Annotated in this window: 13 protein-coding genes and 1 tRNA gene; 2 read left to right on the top strand and 12 right to left on the bottom strand. The window is 33.7% G+C overall.

From position 1 onward, the window contains the following. Positions 1–94: 94 nt before the first annotated feature. A complete protein-coding gene (locus ABW636_RS04135; protein WP_367588686.1) occupies positions 95–2,272 on the top strand; it encodes a prolyl oligopeptidase family serine peptidase in 2,178 nt (725 codons plus the stop codon). Between the two features lie 420 nt (positions 2,273–2,692). Here the strand turns inward: ABW636_RS04135 and ABW636_RS04130 are convergent, their stop codons facing one another. The 3 genes from ABW636_RS04130 to yiaA all read right to left on the bottom strand — a co-directional run bounded on the left by ABW636_RS04130 (position 2,693) and on the right by yiaA (position 8,478). Beyond that, positions 2,693–5,863, bottom strand: a complete 3,171-nt coding sequence (locus tag ABW636_RS04130) for a galactose-binding domain-containing protein (protein ID WP_367588685.1) — start codon at positions 5,861–5,863, stop codon at positions 2,693–2,695. A gap of 839 nt (positions 5,864–6,702) precedes the next feature. Beyond that, a complete protein-coding gene (locus tag ABW636_RS04125) occupies positions 6,703–7,740 on the bottom strand; it encodes an alpha/beta hydrolase family protein (protein WP_367588684.1) in 1,038 nt (345 codons plus the stop codon). A 264-nt stretch (positions 7,741–8,004) separates the two neighbouring features. Beyond that, positions 8,005–8,478 carry an inner membrane protein YiaA gene (gene yiaA / locus ABW636_RS04120; RefSeq protein ID WP_367588683.1) on the bottom strand — a complete coding sequence of 158 codons (474 nt, stop codon included), beginning with the start codon at positions 8,476–8,478 and terminating at the stop codon, positions 8,005–8,007. Positions 8,479–8,646: 168 nt separating this feature from the next. On the opposite strand from yiaA, the gene ABW636_RS04115 reads away from it, so the two are divergent. Beyond that, positions 8,647–10,137 (top strand): hypothetical protein, encoded by a 1,491-nt coding sequence (locus ABW636_RS04115; RefSeq protein ID WP_367588682.1) that lies wholly within the window; start codon positions 8,647–8,649, stop codon positions 10,135–10,137. Here ABW636_RS04115 and ABW636_RS04110 read toward each other — a convergent pair. From ABW636_RS04110 to dnaE, 9 genes are all read right to left on the bottom strand, one after another. Beyond that, the gene (locus tag ABW636_RS04110) at positions 10,134–10,823 is read right to left on the bottom strand and encodes a lycopene cyclase domain-containing protein (RefSeq protein ID WP_367588681.1); all 690 of its coding nucleotides are present in this window, start codon (positions 10,821–10,823) and stop codon (positions 10,134–10,136) included. The genes ABW636_RS04115 and ABW636_RS04110 overlap by 4 nt on opposite strands. After that, positions 10,820–11,281 (bottom strand): sterol desaturase family protein, encoded by a 462-nt coding sequence (locus ABW636_RS04105; RefSeq protein WP_367588680.1) that lies wholly within the window; start codon positions 11,279–11,281, stop codon positions 10,820–10,822. Before ABW636_RS04105 ends, ABW636_RS04110 begins: the two co-directional genes overlap by 4 nt. A 24-nt stretch (positions 11,282–11,305) precedes the next feature. Next, positions 11,306–12,148 (bottom strand): phytoene/squalene synthase family protein, encoded by an 843-nt coding sequence (locus tag ABW636_RS04100; RefSeq protein WP_367588679.1) that lies wholly within the window; start codon positions 12,146–12,148, stop codon positions 11,306–11,308. Further along, a complete protein-coding gene (gene crtID, locus ABW636_RS04095) occupies positions 12,145–13,614 on the bottom strand; it encodes a bifunctional phytoene desaturase/3,4-desaturase (RefSeq protein ID WP_367588678.1) in 1,470 nt (489 codons plus the stop codon). The genes ABW636_RS04100 and crtID overlap by 4 nt, the downstream gene beginning before the upstream one ends. Positions 13,615–13,664: 50 nt before the next feature. Next, entirely contained in the window at positions 13,665–14,555 is an 891-nt protein-coding gene (locus ABW636_RS04090) for a MerR family transcriptional regulator (protein WP_367588677.1), read from the bottom strand. A 192-nt stretch (positions 14,556–14,747) separates the two neighbouring features. Then, positions 14,748–14,821: transfer RNA gene (locus ABW636_RS04085), tRNA-Asp, on the bottom strand. An 86-nt stretch (positions 14,822–14,907) separates the two neighbouring features. Beyond that, on the bottom strand, positions 14,908–15,837 hold the full coding sequence (locus tag ABW636_RS04080) for a DUF58 domain-containing protein (protein ID WP_367588837.1): 930 nt from the start codon (positions 15,835–15,837) through the stop codon (positions 14,908–14,910). A gap of 216 nt (positions 15,838–16,053) precedes the next feature. Continuing rightward, positions 16,054–16,371 carry a thioredoxin gene (gene trxA, locus ABW636_RS04075; RefSeq protein WP_034247085.1) on the bottom strand — a complete coding sequence of 106 codons (318 nt, stop codon included), beginning with the start codon at positions 16,369–16,371 and terminating at the stop codon, positions 16,054–16,056. 308 nt (positions 16,372–16,679) lie between these two features. Then, positions 16,680–21,065 (bottom strand): DNA polymerase III subunit alpha, encoded by a 4,386-nt coding sequence (gene dnaE, locus ABW636_RS04070; RefSeq protein ID WP_367588676.1) that lies wholly within the window; start codon positions 21,063–21,065, stop codon positions 16,680–16,682. Positions 21,066–21,199 lie beyond the last annotated feature (134 nt).

Genomic DNA, 21,199 nt, shown 5'->3' with positions numbered 1-21,199 from the left:
CAGAAAAACTTAAGTAAGTTTACTATGAAGTAAAGTCTTTATTTACTAAAAAACTTAATCTAATTTTCGAACTATATTTAATAAAAAAATAATTATGCATTCCATTAATAGTTTTTTCAAATCAATAATTATTAAATTATCATTATTATTAACTATTATGATCAACTATAATTGTCAACCTCAAAACAAATTAGCATCAGTTGATCTTTATCATGGAATACAAATAAACGATGAATACCGACATCTAGAAAACCTAAACGATTCAACAGTAATCCATTGGTTTAAAAAACAAGGTCAATTAACTCAAAAAAAATTACATCAAATCCCAAAAAGAGCAGATCTTATTCAAACACAAAAAGAATTAGGTGCTACTGATAAAGGGCAGATAAAAAACATACAGGTAACCGCACATGACCAACATTTTTACCTAAAAAAAACACCTCATTCAAAACAGTATAGCTTATATTTTAGAGAAAGCTTAAGAACTCAAGAAGAGTTACTTTATGATCCTAAAGATTTTTTGCCTGAATTAGGAAAACAATATTATATTAATTACTACAAACCCAGTTGGGATGGCACAAAAGTACTGATTAGCTTGACCAAAGATGGAGAAGAATTTGCTCAAATTCTAATTTTTGATATGATCAATAGAAAAATGCTACCTATTGAAATGAAAAATTGTCTCCCCACATATGGTGGAGCTTATTGGTTACCGGATAATTCAGGAATTATGTATTTGCAAGTCCCAATTGCAAAAAATATTAAAGAAGCTTATTTAAACACAGAGTTTGTACTTCAAAAATTAGAAGAAAAAGAACCAAAAGTACTACTCTCCAGAGTACATGACCCTGAATTAGAGATGAAACCCGAAGATATTCCTAATATTTATATAAAATCTGATAAGTCAAAATATATTATTGGAGCAGTAACTGGTGCGACTCCTTATCAGGATTATTATTATTCACCTTATAAGCAAATTGACGATTTAAAATTTTCCTGGAAGCCTTTATTTAAAAAAGAAGACAAAGTTTCCCAATATTATCAAGAAGGGGACAGTATAATTTATAGGGCGTCAGGTAATGGATTTTCTAATTTTAGGATATGTAAGACCTCTTTTATAAACCCTAATATAAAAAATCCTGTAGTTTTAGTAGCAGAAAAGAAAGACGAGGTCATTACCAATTTTACGCTTGTAAAAGGAGGCATTTTTTATACTACTACTAAAAATGGAGTTGAGGCAAAATTATACTTTAGAAAAAAAACTGGTAAAACCGAACAAATCCCTTTACCGTTTGCTGTAGGAAAAATATATTTGAGTTCTAAAGGTAAAGAGCATAAATATTTAGCAATAGAAGCATTGGGTTGGCTCAACAAGAAACAACGTTATATCTATAATTTTACCACCAATGAATTCGAATCTGCAAATCTCATTAAAGTTGAAAATAATGGTCTGACAAAAGATATTATCGTAGAAGAAATAGAAATCCCTTCTCATGATGGAATCATGGTACCACTATCTCTGATTTATGACAAAAAACTAATAAAAAATGGCAATAACCCGGTTTTTATGATTGGATATGGCGCTTATGGTATTTCTATTCCTCCTTCGTTTACAACAAAAATAATGACCTGGGCACTTAAAGGAGGGATTTTTGCTGTAGCTCATGTACGCGGTGGTGGTGAAAAGGGTGATAGCTGGTATAAAGGTGGATTTAAACAAACCAAACCCAATAGCTGGAAAGACTTAATTGCCTGTACAGAATATTTAATTGATCAAAAATATACTTCTCCCAAAAAGATGGCGCTACATGGTGGTAGTGCTGGTTGTATTACAGTAGGTCGCGCCATGACAGAACGTCCTGATCTTTTTGCAGGAGTTATATTAAGTGTTGGATTTCTTAATACCGTAAGAATAGAACAAGGTTTTAATGGTGAAAATAATGCAAAAGAATTTGGTTCTGTCGAAGACCCAGAAGAATTTAAAGGTTTGTTAGAGATGGATTCTTATCATCATATTAAAAAAGGAGTTGCTTATCCTGCCACCCTAATAACAACTGGAATGAATGATTCTCGAGTTGCTCCCTGGCATTCTGCCAAGTTTACCTCAAAACTACAAGAATCTAATGCTTCTGACAACCCCGTTTTGTTACGCGTAAAATTTAAATCTGGTCATAGTAGTAACTCTACACAAGAACGCCTAGAGAATGTCGCCGATGTTTTGTCATTTGCTTTCTGGCAAACTGGTCATCCCGATTATCAACCAAAAAAATAACATTTGACATCTTTAATAAATCAATTTAAAAATTGATCACACTATCCTGGGCCTCATCGGCATCCTTATGAATAAAATTAGCCTGATATCCTATCGTGGTACTAAGGTTAGAATGCCTATATAGTGTTAATTAAGGCTAAATAGTGTAGTGTAAAATTTAGACTTAGGATCTAGTGCCGCGAGGTGTGAGAGTTCGAGTCTCTCCGCCCGCACTGCAAGAAAAGCTTCTCAAAACGAGAGGCTTTTTTTATACCTTAAAATGATTTCAAACATATATAAAGGAGAGACGAGAAGTTTATCCTGAGCTAAGTCGAAGGGAGTCTCTCCGCCCGCACTGCAAAAGAAAAACCCAACTTCAACGAGTTGGGTTTTCTTATATATATAAACAACATGTTTTAATTTATCTCCTCCTTAATTAACTCAACGTATTACTATATGTCCTAATCGAGTAACATTACCCTTATCATTTAAAATAGCAAAAAATAAGCCTGCTGGTAATTTGAATTCATTTATACCTTTTGTTGCTCCTTTACTTTGAATGATTCTTCCTGTAATATCATAAATATAAATTCTGGCAGAGGGAGAAACTTCTTTATCAATGCTTATGTTTACCAAACCAGATGATGCTTTGTAATAAATCTTAAATCCAGTTTCAACTTTTTCCGAGGCTTCAAAAGTTTCTTTTTGATTCAAACTGTTTTTATTACTAGTAATAAATTCACCAAAAACCTCTATTTCTGCCAGGTTAAACTTTTTATTACTGTTTTCTATTTGCACCCTCACATACCGTCCAAAACTATTAACAAAGATAGTACTAGGTACCCCTGCCTCACCGGTATTATGAAAATCCAGCACTCTGCTTTGAGTTTGGCTCCCTGTGACCGTTGTAGTGGTAAAAGGAGTAGCTGATACAAATACATGGTAATTAGCTAATCGGTCTGAACAGCATCTTATACGATTCCAAACATGGATACTATCAATAGTAGCTAAATTACCCAGGTCAACCTCCCAATAATCTTGTACTCCTGTTGTATTACCTGTTGATGTTACAGAACCGTTTTGAAAAAAACCATCTGTATTACCATCTACTGCCTTGTCTGCAGTACCTAGTGAATGTCCAGTTTTTGATTGCGTAGCAAGTTTATTTATGGCAAGATTCTCTGGAATAAATTTACCAAAAACCTCTATCTCTGCAAGATGAAACTTTTCATTACTATTTTCTATTTGCACCCTCACATACTGCCCAGTATTATTCACAAATATCGTACTGGGTCTCCCTGCATCACCTGTATTATGAAAGTCTAACACTCCGCTTTGAGCCTGACTTCCCGCCACGGTTGTAGAGGTAAAAGAAGTATCAGACACAAATACATGGTAATTAGTTAATCGACCTGAACAACAATCTGCACGATTCCATACCTTAATACTATCAATAGTCGCCAATTTACCAAGATTCACTTCCCAGTAGTCCTGTACTCCTACAGTATTACCTGTTGATGTTACAGAACCGTTTTGAAAAACACCATCTGTATTGCCATCTACAGCCTTGTCTGAAGTACCTAACGAATGTCCCGTTTTTGATTGTGTAGTAGGCTTATTTAATGCAAGATTAGCTGATTTAACTGGTTCATAAGAGTGTTCGTAATGCTCCCAATAAAAGAGGTCTGCCTCTGCACCTCCTAAAACAAAACTTGCCTCGTATTGAGTTCCGCCCAATGGTGTTAAAGGAATTACTTCTTCTAGTCCTGTTTGTCTATTTACCCTTCTTAGCTCTTGAACCAAATCTGGTGAGCCAAAATCAATTGAAATTGTAATTTCCTGACGACAATTATCCTCTGCTCCTTCTGTTAATTGATCATAATATGCCTGTGTACCAACCTCTGCACCCAATCCATTTTCCTTATTAAATGCATTCATAATCATAAAATAGACAGAATTTTGATTGTGAATTGGTGCCATTGCTATTTCAGAATCTGTTGAAAGATTCTTAACAGGTTTAAAATAACCCACGGCAAGATCTCCAGGAAGTCCATCATTAATAGTAGGCACATCAGTATCTGAAGCTGTTAGATTGGTAGCAGTAATTTGTGTAATAAATGGATCCATCGTTGAATCCCATAAAGGCATTTGATTTGGTTTATCATTAGTTACCTGAACCCCTCCAGAAAGATGCTTGCCAGGGATATATCGCAAATCTGTACTGGTTAAGCGAGAAAGATATGGTGATAATTTTAATAGTTCATCTGTAACCTCCTTATAATAATCGAATATAATAGGTTCATTGTACCAAAAAAGAGGCCTACCCGTAAATACTCTAAACATTGCAATATGCTTCCCTCCAGATACAAAGTTACTATAATAGCGTGCATTAATTTGAGATTGAGAGATTACATATTCGGTTTTCTTGTATCCTTGGCTAATTTGACCAAATTCTAATGGATTCGCTCCTGTACCATCTCTACCTTCTAATGCTACTTTTCGAAATCTGTATAGTTGATCAAACAGTAATTTTAAAGAATAATTTGGCCCAAACGCACGTCTGGTGTCGGTCAAAAAATTATGATCCCACTGCAATATATCCACCCCTGTTTCACTTACATGGGTTCTTAATTGAGCTAGTGTCCATCCGCCTTTTGGGGTGCCATCATCATTAACAAACGCCAAAGAGCTTGTACCTATCAAAACATCTGGATAATGATTATGGCTAGCATTTACCCATTCTTTTGTTATAGGATTCAATGCTGTATTATAATGAATTTCATCCCCCAATACTACCGAATATAGACGATCATAGTAGTTTAATGCACTCGCATTTAAAAACCCATTCTGTACCTCTTCTGAAGTTATTTCTCGTAACCGATGACCAATTTTAGTTCCTTCAGAATCAAAAAATGTTGCATAATTTGTTATGCTCCAAGGTGTATTATTTTTTTCGAGAAATTGCGGATCTACATTATTAATTTCAGCAAAACATACGCCCCATCCTAAATCGTCCCATTCTTCACCCGGTTGTGTCACTGTTGTCCCATGTTGATTGGTAGTAGAAAGCGTTCGTAATATATTATAATCTGTCATTCCCATATCAACCGTGGAACTAAGAATATATGACATGTGATATCTATCCCCTTCTTTTACATAAATTTTAATAGAATCTACTGTCTTGATACTTCCCAGGTCTATTTGCCAAAAAGCCTGATCACCATTTGTAGTCATAGTAATCGTAGTATCATCAGTCCTGTCGGTATTTCCGTCTATAGCCAATTCAGGGCCATTGGCACCAGCACCACCACTTTGAACAACAGTAGCCCCTTGGCTAAGGCTAGCAACATTTACTCCTCCAGAAAAAATCTGTACTTCTGCCAATCTAAGTGGTCCGTTGTTAAGTGATCTTTGTATCCTAAGGTATCGTACATCTTTATTAATGGTATACGTTTTTGTGTTGGTTAAAAATTTGACTCCACCAGCCCCCATCCAGCCTAAAACCTGAATCCCATTGTTAGCAATTATCTTTTGAATTCGCGGAATTTCTTGCGCACATAAGGTTGTAAAACAACAGCTAAGTATTAAATAAAAAAGACTAATTTTCTTCATAGTTTAAAGATTTAGTTATACAATAAAATTGAACCTTCGTTTTATAATAGGGGTATTTTAACAATGGTTATAGTCTTGTAACTACGGGTAAGCTTTGTAAATGTGAAGAAAAAGAAAACCCCGAAAATGACCGATACGGTACACAAACGGGGTTTTTTTCTATAGTATTAAAATACGAAGAATTCGTGACTTTCAGTATGAATTTTCGTTTTATTCCTACTTTGTCATCTTAAGAAATGGCTAATTAATGCGTTAGGGATTGTAGAGAAAATCCCACAGCCCGAGTATACGAGGTGTAAGGAATTGAAACGAAAAGCCCGACCCGATATAAGATAACAAAGTAGGGTTATACACTTTGTATTTGTATTCAAAAATATGATTTATTTTTTTGGATAATTTTTCTAACTCTTTACAAATTGATCTTTAAAAGTTTTGATAAAATTGTTTATCTCTATCAGAATATACTCATATAGATATTTAATAAATTTAGACTTATTGTTATGTAAGACAGAGTTTTTACAAACACATTGATTTACTGATCACTAAATCACAATCTTGCATCAAAAAGTTCGATAACTGTCGCTTCACGTGCACTGCAAAAGAAAACCCAACTTGAAAGAGTTGGGCTTTTTATATCCTCAAATCATACCATACGATCATAAATAAAAATAGACGAGAAGTTTATTACGAATCAAGCTTAAGAGAATCTCTCTGTTTACATAATAAAAGAAAAGCTTTTCGTTTTTGAGAAACTTTTCTGATTAAAGAAACTAAACTGATTAAAAAAAAACTTACCACATCATAAAGTAAATCATCTTACTAATCAATTAAAGAGTTTTTCAATTCTCTATATGATCAAGGATTTCTTCGATAAGCCCAGGAGCAAATACATTTTCACCTTTTAACAGTTTACTCCACATTTGTTCTTGCGCTTCTGGCGTTTGCAATAGATTAACATCTATTAAGGAATGAGTAGCATCCTTAAAAAGATGACTCTTATAGGTTTTATTACCATTTTCTAAAAATGTATTTTTAAATACTTCGAGGCTTTCTTCTGCATCTACGTTTTCATCTTTATCTCCAAATACAGCTAAAACAGGTTTTTTGACTTGTTTAAGGTCGTTTACGATATCACTTTGATAGTTTTTTACCACAAAACCCCATCTTTGCTCACCCATTAAGGAAAATGCATTCTTCACAAAGTCTGGCTGCTCTTCAAAATTAGCTTTATACTCATTATACGCATTCTTACTAAGGTATTCTATTCCCGCATCATTATAGATTTCGCATTCTAAAATCTGTTCTTCAGAATACCCTTCATTTAAAAGTTTTAACAGGGTATAATACTTTCCTTGTCGTAACCAGTTTACAGCAGCAGATTGAAAAATAAGAGATGAAACATCATCAGACAATTGAGACACTTTAGGAATCACCCAGCCTCCCTGGCTTATTCCCCAAAGTATAATTTTATTCGTAGTTATATCCTTTCTGTTTTTTACATAATTTATTGCAGACAATACTTCTCTCGCTCTATCATCCATGGTTTGACTAAGCCAATTTCCCTGAGATTCTCCTACGCCTTGTTTATCCCATGATAAATAGCCTATCCCTTTTTTAGAAAGTTCTTTCCAAAAATATTTATAATACCCCTGTTGAAACCTATCTGCTGCTCCATCACCATGAACAAAAATTACCAAAGGAAACGAAATCTTATTTTGTGGCTTTGCCAACACACCTTTTAAAAGAAAACCATCATGCTTAAACTCAATACTCTCTTCTTTGATTTTTATTGTTTCTGCAGTGGAATCATCTGATTTTGAACACCCCATTACTACAAGACAAAAAACAACTACCAATAACCTAAATTGCAAATTCATTTTACTTTTTTTACCATTAATTAATTCCTATCGATACCCCTTCTCCTTATCAAAAGTGCTATCCTTTACTTTATACCACAAACATATTCTCATTCATCCTTATAAGCGTTTGCCCCGATAATTCAAGACAAAAAAAAATGTCTTCCTTTATCGGGAAGACATTTTAAAATTGAATGATACCACAAGAAAAGGTAGCCGCAACCACACAGCTACCTTTTACAATCATCAAAACGAGAAGCTTGTTACAGCTCCTCCTTTTGATAATTACTTTTTACTTTCTATATATTTTTTATCTCTTGTATTTTTTTGCACTGCAATCGCCGCAAACAAACTCAGTGTAAAAGACATACCATAAAACCCTTTTTCACTTAATTCTAAATCAGCATTCCACAAGCCAATAATCAACAGAATAACAGAAACAATTGTTGCAAACCAACTAATACCATAATACATCTCTGTAACCTGCAAACCTTCTAACCTATCCCTTACATTTTTCTGAACAGATACGGCAGAAAACAATCCAAATAATAAAATTGTAAAATAATATCCTTTTTCATTCAACATCATCTCTGCATTCCATAAACCAATACAGAAAGAGACCATCCCTGCTAATACTGCTATCCATGACGCCCCGATAAATGCTGGAGTAGGTTTTTGATCATACAACTTAATTTCTTCTTTTTTGATAGTATCAGAAGCAACCTCTTCTGTAACTTCATTGCTAAATTTGTAGTTCATAATACTTAATTTTGATGATTAAATTTATTCGTTTTGAACAGGACAAATTTGGAGCAATTCTATTGAAACAAAAATTCTGTTTTACACCAAAACTTATGATATATTTTATATAAAAAATTACAATTATGAATATTTATAGTATTTTTATAACAAAATACTTACGATATAATGAATACTATTTCTTCTATAATTTCTACATTATCTACCGAAGAAAAACGAAGTTTTGTAGCTTTTTTAAAGCAAAAAAACAAAAGAACAGATACGAAAAACATCGAATTATTTATTTTACTTGAAGCACACCCCAACACAAAAGATATTGATCTAATTCTTTATAAAAAGCCTGCAAAAGGAGCTTTACATGCACTTTGCAAAAGACTACACGATACTCTTATCGATTTTATCGCTTCTAAAAGTTTTGAGAGGGAAACTTCTGAAGAAATGGAAATTCTAAAATTACTGCTAGCCAGTAAGATATTCTTTGAACAAAAACAATACAAAATCGCGCTCAAAACCATCAATAAAGCAGAACACAAAGCCAAATCTCATGATTTATACAACATTCTTAATGAAATTTACTATACCAAAATACAATACAATCACATATCCCTAAAAGAACCTCTTAATCAACTAATTATAAATTTCAAAAACAACCAAAAATCTTTAAAACAAGAAGAAAATCTCAATCTTTTCTATGCTCATATCCAGAATAAATTAATTGAAGGAAAAAGTGATAGTGTACTAGCCATCCATAATTCTTTATCCTTATTTGATATTTCTATTACAAACGATTTGACATATAGATCTCTATTCAAAATACTTGAAATCACTAACCAGACTGCTAATATCTCCAGAGATTTTTATTCTATTTTACCATTTGTAGAGACTACTTACCAGCAAATAAAAGAGAAGAAACAATTTTTGGATAAGTATCTATTTTATCATATTCAGATCTTATACTACGTTGCCAATTCTTATTTTAGAAATAAAAACTTTACTGTTTCAGAAGAGTATCTTCATCATATGAACAATCAAATGATAAAGCAAAACAAGAAGTTTTATAAGCGATTTTTTCCTCAATACACATTGGTAAAAGCTCTAAACCTTAATTACACAGGAAAAGCAACAGAAGCAATTTCATTATTAGAAAACTTTAAGTTCGACAAGTTCAAAAACCAAACCACCTATGTTTTAGACCTTAAGCTTACCTTTATCATGATTCTTTTTCAGCAAAAAAAATACAGAGAATCTTTACGATACTATCAAGAATTGCACCACCGCGATACCTGGTATACAGAAAAAGCAGGAATCATATGGGTCATCAAAAAAAACCTAATCGAAATCTTACTACATATCGAACTTGATCATATTGATTTGGTCGAGTCGAGAGTAAAAAGCTTTAGAAAAAAACATGCAACACACTTAAAAAGTAAAGGAGAAGATAGAGTTCTTAGGTTTTTATCTTTAACTATGTCCTTCTACCATAACAGAGATTTGGCGAATAATAAAAATTTCATTTTCAAAATAAAAAACACCTTACTCAAAGATTCTACAGAACAGGAAGATATTTTTACCTTGAGTTTCTATATATGGTTAAAATCTAAGGTAGAGAAAACAGATTTTTACAAAACCACCCTAGAAATGATACAACAAGTCAATTAAAATATATCTTTTTCCTTAAATCTTTCTAGTAATAACACATTCAAGAACAACATACTAAAAGCATATCCTATATCCTCTACAGGTATAGTTCCCAAACGTACTCCTAAGTTTTCTTCATTATTATACCAGACCACTGGAGCATCAATAAAAGTGCCCGTTAAAATTCCGTTCACAATAAAAAAAGGAATTAGAATAATCATAAAACTTATAAAAAAGCGTCGTAATACAGAAACCCCATACATCCACCCCAAAAACATAGCTATTGCCAAAAAAGAATAATTCACAATAGTATATGATCTATCATGATTTAAAAAAATCAGTAGTAAACTCATCACTAAAAAAATCATTATCAAAACCTTGGTAAACAATTGGCCTAACATAATTTTTGGTGCAAAGTACGCTAATGCATAATGAATAAAGATACTTGCATAAGGAATACAAAAGAAAAACAACCATTCTTCTATTGGCATGCTTAGTATTTTTAACCCCAAATAATAGTCGGGGTTAAATCCCCACACACCTTGTACAGTAAAAACAGCATCCCATATAAGAAAAACTATTGCAACGATACTGGTAGAAAGCAATACTTTTTTCCAGTGCTGGATAAATCTCATTTTGGGATTAAAAGAATACCATAAAGGAATACTTATGGATCCAAGATTAAGTATAAGATACAACCAATTCAAGACAATTTTGGTTTTCTAAAATATTTAATAGGAACATATAACATTCCAAAACATTCTCCTTTTTCTTTTCCAAGATGTTTGTGATGGGTTTTATGTGCCTTTCGTAATCCTATCAAATATCTGTTTCTGGTTTTTTTAAACCATTTAAAACGTTGGTGAATAAGAACATCATGCACCAGAAAATAAGCAATTCCATAAAATAAAATGCCAAGACCGATAAAAAACATATAATTCATCCCGTCTTCTACACCATAATAAAACAACAATATGCTCGGAATAGCAAAAATCACAAAAAAGGCATCATTCTTTTCGAATACTCCCTGATATTTTGGTTGATGATGATCTTCATGCAAATACCACAAAAAGCCATGCATTACAAACTTATGTGTACACCAGGTAATACCTTCCATAATCAAAAAGGTAGCTACTGTAATCAAAAAATAAACCAGCTCTGTCATACCTACAAATTTAACGAACTTTGATTATAGCATATCTAATTTATATCTTAAAAAACCTCTTGCCAAAAGATTTACCTTTAAAACGTTAGATATTCTTACTCGTGTTTCTAATATCTCTGATGAAGGGATTTTATGTAATTTCTTTAGTAATCTTTTGTAATATCTATATGCCATATACACCCCAAATTTAGCATCTTTGGGTAATTTTAGAATTCCATTTTTATAGGCATAATCAAAATCTGATTCGATATCTTTTATAATAGCTTCCTTAGCTTCTTTGTTAAAATTGGTAAAATCAACATTAGGAAAATAAGAGCGATCCAATAATTCAAAATCATCTTTAATATCTCTAAGGAAGTTTACTTTCTGAAACGCAGAGCCCAATCGCATTGCTGCATCTTTTAGTTTTTGATACTGCTGCTCATCTCCACCCACAAATACCTTTAAACACATCAATCCTACTACGTCTGCAGAGCCATAAATATATTCTTTATATTCTTCTTCTGTATGATACACTTGTTTATCCAAATCTGCCTTCATACTCTTTAGAAACGCTTGTACCAGATCATCTGTTATATTGTATTGCTTTACGGTATGCTGAAAAGCGTTTAGAATAGGGTTTAAGCTTATCCCCATCTCTAATGCTTCATAATAATCCTTTTCGAATTTATGGATAAGATGTGCCTTATCATACTCATGAAACGTATCAACAATTTCATCTGCAAATCGCACAAAACCATAAATATTGTAAATCGCCTGTCTTATTTTTGGAGACAACAATTTTACCGCCATTGAAAATGAGGTACTATAAGACTTGGTTACCAATTTACTAGAATCAAAGGAGACACTATCAAACACTTCTTTCATTTTCTAAAAGATTTTAAAATTAGTTCTGAAGCAATCTTTCCAGAAATCAAAGCAGGAGGAACGCCTGGCCCTGGCACGGTTAATTGCCCTGTAAAATACAAATTTTTTACTTTCTTGCTTTTAATTTTGGGTCGTAAAAATGCCGTTTGGGTAAGCGTATTTGCCAAACCATAAGCATTTCCCTTATACGAATTGTAAACAGATTTAAAATCATTTACGCAAAATGATTCTGCAAATAATATACTCGATTTAACCTCTTGTTTTGTTATATTTTCTAGCCTATTTATAATTAAATCAAAGTAGCGGTTTCTATCCTCTGGAGTATCTTTTAGGTCTGGTGCTAACGGAATGAGAAAGGTAGCCGCTTCACAACCCATAGGGGCAAACGTATTGTCTGTAATACTAGGAAAACTAGCATAAAAAAGAGGGCTTTCTGGCCAGTCTGGACGATCATAAATAGCTACAGCATGTTCATCAAATTCTGCATCAAAAAACAACGTATGATGAGATACATTTTCTAATTTCTTATCAAAACCTACATAAAACAATAATGCAGATGGAGCAAATGTTCTTGATTGCCAATATTTTTGATTGTATTGCCTATATTTTTTATCCAAAAGGGTTTCTGTATGATGATAATCACTACCCCCTAACACAATATCTGAAGGCATAAACTCATTATTTGCAACCAACCCTTCTATAAATCCAGAAGTACTTACTTTAATTTTCTGAACTTCTGTATTGGTGTAAAAGGTTACTCCTAAACTTTTTGCCAAGCTTACCATTGCATCTACCACTCGAATCATACCACCTTTGGGATGCCATGTTCCCAAACCAAAGTCTGCCCAATTCATAAAATTATATAACGCAGGAGTATCTTGAGGTTTGGCCCCTAAAAATAGTACAGGAAACTCAAGTATCTTTATCAACTTAGGATTTTTAATATTTTTTCGAACCTGTTTTCTAATTGTGCCAAATACCTGATTCAATCGAACGATAGTATCTTTAGACACTAACTCAAGAGGAGAAACACCTGGTTGATATACCAGATTCTGAACCGCCAGTTCATAATTTTCTTTAGCAACTTTTAAAAATTTTCTTAAGTATACAGCGCTTCCCTTTTCTATTTCTTCAAATACTTCACATATCTCTTCTAAATCATTCGATATAAATAAAGAATCGGCAATATCAAAATATACCTGATACGCAGGCATTAACCTTTCTAGTTTATAGAAGTCTGAGGGTGATTTTCCAAAATCAGCAAAAAAACGTTCAAAAACATCGGGCATCCAGTACCAGGTTGGCCCCATATCAAAAGTAAATCCCTCTTTAGAAAACTGCTGGGCTCGCCCTCCTAAATTATCATTTTTCTCTAACACCACCACGTCAAAGCCTTCTTTAGCCAAATAACAAGAAGCTGCTAAAGCAGAAAATCCAGAACCTATAATGTGTATCTTTTTAGTCATTTTGTTTTGTAAAAATATAATTTTATTAAACAAAACAAAAGAACTTATCTTTAAATTTCTTTTAAAATCACATCTTTTACCGAAGCAAAAATGGCAATTTTATCAAAAGGAGCCATATCTATTGAACTCATTTGATGACTAACTCCCCAAAATCGATGTTTTTCATTTTTTAAAAGCCTTTCAAAATTCTTAAAATAATTTAACAACATAGATTCTTCCATCACCATCGTAAAGTGACTTACAAAAGTGATTTCTGAAAATGTCTTAAACATATTTTTTATATTCTCTATAGGGATACTCCTTCCCAAATAAACTGTCCTGTACCCTCTTTTTTGTAATTCATAATTCATAAACAGTAATCCCAATTCATGTACTTCATTTTCTGGCAAAAACAATACGAAAACCTTAGCATCCCTTTCTGGTGTTTTAAGTTGCACCGTATTAAGATGTATTTTTTGTAAAATTAGATTTGAAATAAAGTGTTCATGAACCGGCTGTATCGAATCAGTCTGCCACAGCAACCCTATAAAATCAAGCAGCGGAATAAAGGTTTTTATAAATATTTGCGAAAACGTTCTCTTTTCCAAAAGATGCTCATAGACTTCTTGAAACATATACTGATCAAAAGAATACATTGCCAATTTAAAATCAGTAAGTACTTTGTCGTTTTCTGCATTTTTATCAACAAGATCCCTAGCCGTTGAAAAAATCTCCTCATCGCCCATAGCTGCTATCTTAGAGATTTTATATCCGTATTTATTTAACAACGCTACATTAAGCAGCTTTTGCATATTATACATGTCATACAACCGAATATTTCTTGCCACCTTTTTAGGAGAAAGCAAATCATATCTTTTTTCCCAAATTCGTATGGTATGCGCTTTAATTCCGGATATATTCTCTAGATCTGTACTACTAAATTGTGTTTTGATAAAAGTCAAAATCCACTTTTTTGTTATTCAAATATAAAAATTTGCAAAACAAAATACCAAAAACTAAAAAAGCCTCTCCAAATTTATGGAAAAGCTTCTCATTGGTTTACTACTAAACCACCTCACGACAAGCGTGAGACAACACAACATTTTCTTGCAAAAAAAAGCTTCAATTTACATTGAAGCTTTTTAGCAATTTTGCGGTCTGGACGGGACTCGAACCCGCGACCCCCTGCGTGACAGGCAGGTATTCTAACCAACTGAACTACCAGACCAAAGCCTTATTGCGGATGCAAATATACACCTCATTTTGATTCTCACAAATCTTTTTTCCGTTTTTTTTCAATTAAATTTTACAGTTTTAAGCAAATTTCTGTCTCTCAACAAAATAGGTCGTCATTATTTTATTAAAATCTTTTGTAGTATCTGCCTCTACATACTTAATCCCGTATTGAGCACATTTCATTTTTAAGTCATAAAAATAAGAAGCAACAGCTTTTTGGTAATTTTCTTTAATTGTATCTGCATATAAATTGATATGTTCTCCTGTTTCTACATCTACAAATCGCGTAGGGCGATTACTAAAATCAAAATTCAATTCTTTTTCACTATCAAATGTGTGAAAAAGAATAACCTCATGTTTGTTGTATTTAAGATGCCTAAGGGCCTCAAATAGTTTATCTGGATTAGAACTTGCCTGAAACATATCTGTAAACAGAAAAATTAATGATCTGCGATGTATCTTTTCGGCTATTAAATGTAAAAAGGTGAATGTATCTGTATTTTTATCTTTCGAATCCTTTAAAACAGTTTGATTTAATTGATTAAGCAACATTTGATGATGTCTTTCACTTCCTTTTTCTGGCGCATAATAATCATATGCATCACTATAAATACTCAAACCGATGGCATCTCTTTGCTTTTTCAGGATATTCATCAAACAAGCAGTGGCCAACACCGAGAAACTTATCTTATTTAATGAATCCAGGTGATGTTCTTTTACTTTTGGATAATGCATTGATGAAGAGTTATCGATAATAATATGACATCTCAAATTTGTTTCTTCTTCGTACCGTTTTGTATATAGTTTATCTGTTTTGGCAAATAGTTTCCAATCTATATGCTTTGTACTTTCCCCATTATTATAAACCTTATGTTCTGCAAACTCTGCAGAGAAACCATGAAACGGACTTTTATGCATACCTGAAATAAATCCTTCTACAACTTGTTTTGCAAGAAGTTCTAAATTTGTAAATCCTTTTGTTTTATTTATCTCTTTTTGGATATCCATGAATATATTTTTCATACCAATGACTCCTACCATTTATAAATATAGATAGCCATTCATTAATGAAAATCTACATCATAGATGACAGTATCAAATTAATACTGGTTAACGATAACAATATACGGATAACAAAGAAACTCGCCCAGATTTTTTATAACCGCATAAAAAAAGGGTTTGATAAACAACCAAACCCTTTTTTTTATTTTGAATTATTTTTTTCTACAAAAGAGAATCTAAAGCTTCTGCATAAACATTCTTAGGAGAAACACCAACTTGACGTCCAACTACTTCTCCATTTTGAAAAACCAACACAGTAGGAATATTTCTTACTCCGTATTTGGCAGCAAACTCTTGATTGGCATCAACATCTACTTTACCTACTACAGCTTTCCCATCATACTCTTCACTGATTTGCTCAATAATTGGACCTACCATTCTACAAGGACCACACCAAGCTGCCCAAAAATCAACCAATACCGGTTTATCACTTTTAAGTACCACTTCATCAAAAGTAGCATCTGTTATTTCTAGTGCCATAATTATTTATTTGTTAAAAAAGGTTTCATTAATTTATTATATTCAAAATTAGTCAATAATTCTGCCAAAGCTTACACTAGCAATATTTGTTTTCATTATAGAGTCATTTGATTTTCTGATACCAAAGACAACTAAAAAAACTGTATCTATATAAATATCAACGGATAACACACTATCAAAACACATTTAGGGCTAGAAAAATCCACTATGCAATCCTATAAAATTCTCACAAAAACTTTCAAAATCACATTCCTAACAATGTCAAATTGTCTTAAAATAAAGACTTTAATAAGCTCTACAACAAAAAATCAGTTTAACTTATAATAAATCGAATCATTTTCTAACGCCATTAATAGCTCCTGTGATATATTCACCTTTTGTTTTCGGCTTGGCATATGTAATTTTAATTTTTCTGCCATTTCATAAATCACAAAATTAAGCGTATGATTACCTGTATGTACGGTCAACAATTCTTTAAGTCCATCTATTCTAGAATCAGAAAGTTCATTAATATCTAACTGAATGGTTAACTTTCTTGCATAGGTCTCCATTACATCGTGTAATAACTGGAAGCTATTAAACTGAATTCTTGGATCTCCTTTTTTTCCTGTATCTCTATTTACCCAACCTTCTTTTATAAAGGCTTTAGTATAGACAAAAGTACTTTTAACAAGGAAAGGACGATGTTTCAAATACTCTTCTCCAAAAACTCTGAATTCATGCGCAGTATTATAATCTTCCATCGTAAAAGTAGCCCATCCTTTCCCATTCTTAGAGGTTCGATGCTCTACATTGGTAATCACCCCTCCAAAAGAAATTTCTCGATTAACATTACTTTCCAGATCTGCAAAGTTAAGCAAGGTTCCGTTACAGAAATACTTCATCTCATATTTAAAATCATCTAGAGGATGTCCAGACAAATAAATCCCTACCACTTCTTTTTCACGAGCTAGCTTCTCCATCGTACCCCATTCTTCACAGGGGGGAACAATAGGTTCTGGGATTTGCACTTCGCTAGCTTCTCCAAAAAGACTTACTTGCGAAGAGTTCTCACTCTCCTGAAGTTTGGACCCATAGCGCATTGCTTTTTCTAAAAAAGTAACTCCGTCACCTTCTTCATGAAAATACTGCCCTCGATGCGTATCCCCGAAAGAATCAAAACCACCTGCCAACGCCAAACTCTCAAAAGCTTTTTTATTAGCTGCACGAAGATCAATACGTTTAGCAAGGTCAAAAATAGATCTATATGGACCATCGTCTTTTCTATTTTCTACAATGGTTGCAACCGCACCTGTTCCTACACCTTTGATCGCTCCCATCCCGAAACGAACCGCCCCATCTTTATTTACAGAAAATTTGCGGTAAGATTCATTAACATCTGGCCCCAAAACATCTAGTTTCATCCGTTTACATTCTTCCATAAAGAAAGTAACCTGTTTAATATCATTCATATTATTAGACAGTACTGCCGCCATATATTCTGCGGGGTAATGCGCTTTGAGATACGCTGTTTGATAAGCTATCCAAGCATAACACGTCGAGTGTGATTTATTAAAAGCATAGGCTGCAAAAGCTTCCCAGTCTTTCCATATTTTTTCTAATTTATCTTCTGCATGTCCTTTGGCAGAAGCCTGAGAAATAAATTTAGGCTTCATTTTATCTAGTACTGCCTTCTGTTTTTTACCCATTGCTTTACGCAAAACATCTGCCTCACCTTTTGTAAAATCTGCCAGTTTTTGGGACAAAAGCATTACTTGCTCCTGATATACCGTAATACCATAGGTTTCTTTTAAGTATTCTTCGCAAGCTTCTAGATCATATATAATTTCTTCTACACCGTGTTTCCTGTTAATAAAACTAGGGATATATTCGAGTGGTCCCGGGCGATATAAAGCATTCATTGCAATGAGATCTGCAAAAACTGTAGGCTTTAACTCCTTCATGTATTTTTGCATCCCAGGAGATTCATATTGAAACACCCCTACCGTTTCTCCTCTCTGGAAAAGCGCATAAGTTTCTTCATCATCTAGTGGAAAATTCTCTGGATCCAGTTCGACACCATGCTTGGCCTTTACAATTTTTACGGTATCCTTTATCAGCGTCAAGGTTTTTAGCCCCAGGAAATCCATTTTTAGTAACCCCGCATTTTCTACTACCGAGTTATCAAACTGGGTACAGTACATATCAGAGTCTTTTGCCAACGCTACAGGAACGAATTTGGTAATATCATCTGGCGTAATAATCACTCCACACGCATGTATTCCGGTATTACGAACAGATCCCTCTAGTACTCTTGCCTGATTTAGCATTTCTGCCTCTAGATCATTACCATCGGCTATCGAAATAAGTTCATTAACCTTTTCTAATTCATCACTTCTAAATTTCTTTTTAAGTGTCGCTTCATCAACCCCAAAAATCTTTCCTAATTTGGACATATTAGGAATCAGCTTTGCAATACGATCTGCATCACCCAAAGGAAGGTCTAATACTCTAGCCGTATCTCTAATTGAGGATTTGGCTGCCATAGTACCGTAGGTAATAATCTGCGCCACCTGATTAGCCCCATATTTTTCGATTACATAATCCATCACCCGACCACGTCCTTCATCATCAAAATCAATATCAATATCAGGCATACTTACACGATCCGGATTTAAAAAACGCTCAAAAAGCAGGTCATACTTAATAGGATCCAGATTCGTAATCCATAAACAATAAGCCACTGCTGATCCTGCTGCAGAACCCCGACCTGGTCCTACAGAAACCCCCATATCCCTAGCCGCTCTAATAAAATCCTCTACAATTAAGAAATACCCCGGATATCCTGTTTTTTCAATTACCTTTAACTCAAAATCAAGACGCTCATCAATTTCTGGAGTAATTTCTTCATACCTAATTTTTGCCCCTTCGTAGGTAATATGTCTCAGATAAGCATTCTCTCCTCGCTTACCTCCATCGATAGCATCTTCTTCTGATTGAAATCGCTCTGGAATATCGAAAGCTGGTAACAATACATCTCTAGCTAATACAAAAGGCTCTATTTTATCGATAACCTCTTGTACATTAAGAATTGCTTCTGGTAAATCCTGAAACAAGCCCTTCATTTCTTCCTGAGATTTAAAATAATACTCCTGATTAGGCAATCCATATCGATATCCTCGACCTCGACCTATTGGCGTCGCTTGCTTCTCTCCATCTTTTACACACAAAAGAATATCGTGCGCATTGGCATCTTCTTTTTCGCAATAATAAGTATTGTTGGTTGCTACGGTTTTTATACCATACTTTTTAGAAAATTCGATCAATACCTGATTCACTCTATTTTCATCTTCTTGATTATGTCGCATAATCTCGATATACAGGTCATCACCAAACTCTTCATGCCACCACTGCAAAGCTTCTTCTGCTTGTTTTTCTCCAATATTTAAGACCTTACTAGGAACTTCTCCGTACAAGTTTCCTGTTAAGACTATGATATCTTCTTTATATTGTTGTATTACTTTTTTATCAATTCGAGGCACATAATAAAACCCATTAACAAACGCAGTAGAAGACATTTTGGCCAGATTATGATATCCATTTTTATTTTTAGCAATTAAAACTACCTGATATCCATTATCTTTTCTCGACTTGTCTTCATGGTTTTCACACACAAAAAACTCGCATCCAACGATCGGTTTCATTTCTACACCCTGTGGTTCCTCACCATTTTCTATCGCTTCTTCGTTGGCTGCTTTTACATTTTTATTATGATTCGATACTGCTTGCACAAAATGAAATGCTCCCATCATATTGGCATGATCTGTCATTGCAACTGCTTTCATTTTATGTTTAGCCGCTTCTTGTACTAATGCCGGGACACTAATGGTAGACTGCAAAACCGAAAACTGCGTATGATTGTGCAAGTGAACAAAACTAGCTTCATTTAATGCTGCTATGTTATCATCAATCTCTTGTTGTGATAAATCCGAGCCCACATTTTTTGTAAGCGCTTCCTGGATTTTCTGAGAAGCCTTCTTAAGATTAATATGTTTTAACCCAATAAGCTGAATCGTTTCAGGATTCTCTGTGGTAAAATTCTGAAAATAGTCTGCTTCTACATCCAACTCTTCAATAGTAAAAACCTGTTTTCTAATTAATTCTAGAAAACATCTGGTAGTAGCCTCAACATCGGCTGTTGCATTATGTGCCTCACCAAAGGCTGTACCAAAAAGATATTGATGTAACTCTGTTAGCGTCGGTAATTTAAACTTTCCTCCTCGTCCCCCTGGGATTTGACATAACTGCGCAGTAGTTTCTGTACAGGTATCCAAAACAGGCAACTCTTGCAATTGATTTTCTATCCCTAAACGATAGAACTCTGAGCCCATGATATTTACATCAAAACCTACATTTTGCCCTACCACAAATTTGGTTTTGGACAGTGCTATATTAAATTTCTCTAATACCTCCTGTAGTGTAATTCCATCTTGAGCTGCTAACTCTGTCGAAATACCATGAATCTTTTCTGCATCATAAGGAATATTAAACCCTTCGGGTTTTACCAGATAATCTTGATGCTCTATACAATTACCCATCGCATCATGCAACTGCCATGCAATTTGGATACATCTCGGCCAATTATCGGTGTCACTTATTGGCGCATCCCATCGTTTTGGTAATCCGGTGGTTTCGGTATCAAATATTAAGTACATAAAAAGAAGTATTTCGAGGAAACAAATTAGTCGTATTCCAAATTACGAACCTTCAAAAATAACCAAAATGAGCTATCGGTTTTCTAAAAGTTATTCCGATTTATTAACGGTGCCATAAAAAAACCACTCACTTT

The sequence above is a fragment of the Aquimarina discodermiae genome (assembly GCF_040786235.1).
Lineage (GTDB): Bacteria > Bacteroidota > Bacteroidia > Flavobacteriales > Flavobacteriaceae > Aquimarina.
This window is presented reverse-complemented; position numbering and strand designations above follow the sequence as displayed.

Excerpts from the sequence above, each read along its gene's own strand:
- crtID (WP_367588678.1), bottom strand. The coding sequence starts at position 13,614 with ATGACTAAAAAGATACACATTATAGGTTCTGGATTTTCTGCTTTAGCA.
- ABW636_RS04100 (WP_367588679.1), bottom strand. The coding sequence starts at position 12,148 with ATGAAAGAAGTGTTTGATAGTGTCTCCTTTGATTCTAGTAAATTGGTA.
- ABW636_RS04130 (WP_367588685.1), bottom strand. The coding sequence starts at position 5,863 with ATGAAGAAAATTAGTCTTTTTTATTTAATACTTAGCTGTTGTTTTACA.
- ABW636_RS04105 (WP_367588680.1), bottom strand. The coding sequence starts at position 11,281 with ATGACAGAGCTGGTTTATTTTTTGATTACAGTAGCTACCTTTTTGATT.
- trxA (WP_034247085.1), bottom strand. The coding sequence starts at position 16,371 with ATGGCACTAGAAATAACAGATGCTACTTTTGATGAAGTGGTACTTAAA.
- ABW636_RS04080 (WP_367588837.1), bottom strand. The coding sequence starts at position 15,837 with ATGGATATCCAAAAAGAGATAAATAAAACAAAAGGATTTACAAATTTA.
- yiaA (WP_367588683.1), bottom strand. The coding sequence starts at position 8,478 with ATGAACTACAAATTTAGCAATGAAGTTACAGAAGAGGTTGCTTCTGAT.
- ABW636_RS04135 (WP_367588686.1), top strand. The coding sequence starts at position 95 with ATGCATTCCATTAATAGTTTTTTCAAATCAATAATTATTAAATTATCA.
- ABW636_RS04125 (WP_367588684.1), bottom strand. The coding sequence starts at position 7,740 with ATGAATTTGCAATTTAGGTTATTGGTAGTTGTTTTTTGTCTTGTAGTA.
- ABW636_RS04115 (WP_367588682.1), top strand. The coding sequence starts at position 8,647 with ATGAATACTATTTCTTCTATAATTTCTACATTATCTACCGAAGAAAAA.
- dnaE (WP_367588676.1), bottom strand. The coding sequence starts at position 21,065 with ATGTACTTAATATTTGATACCGAAACCACCGGATTACCAAAACGATGG.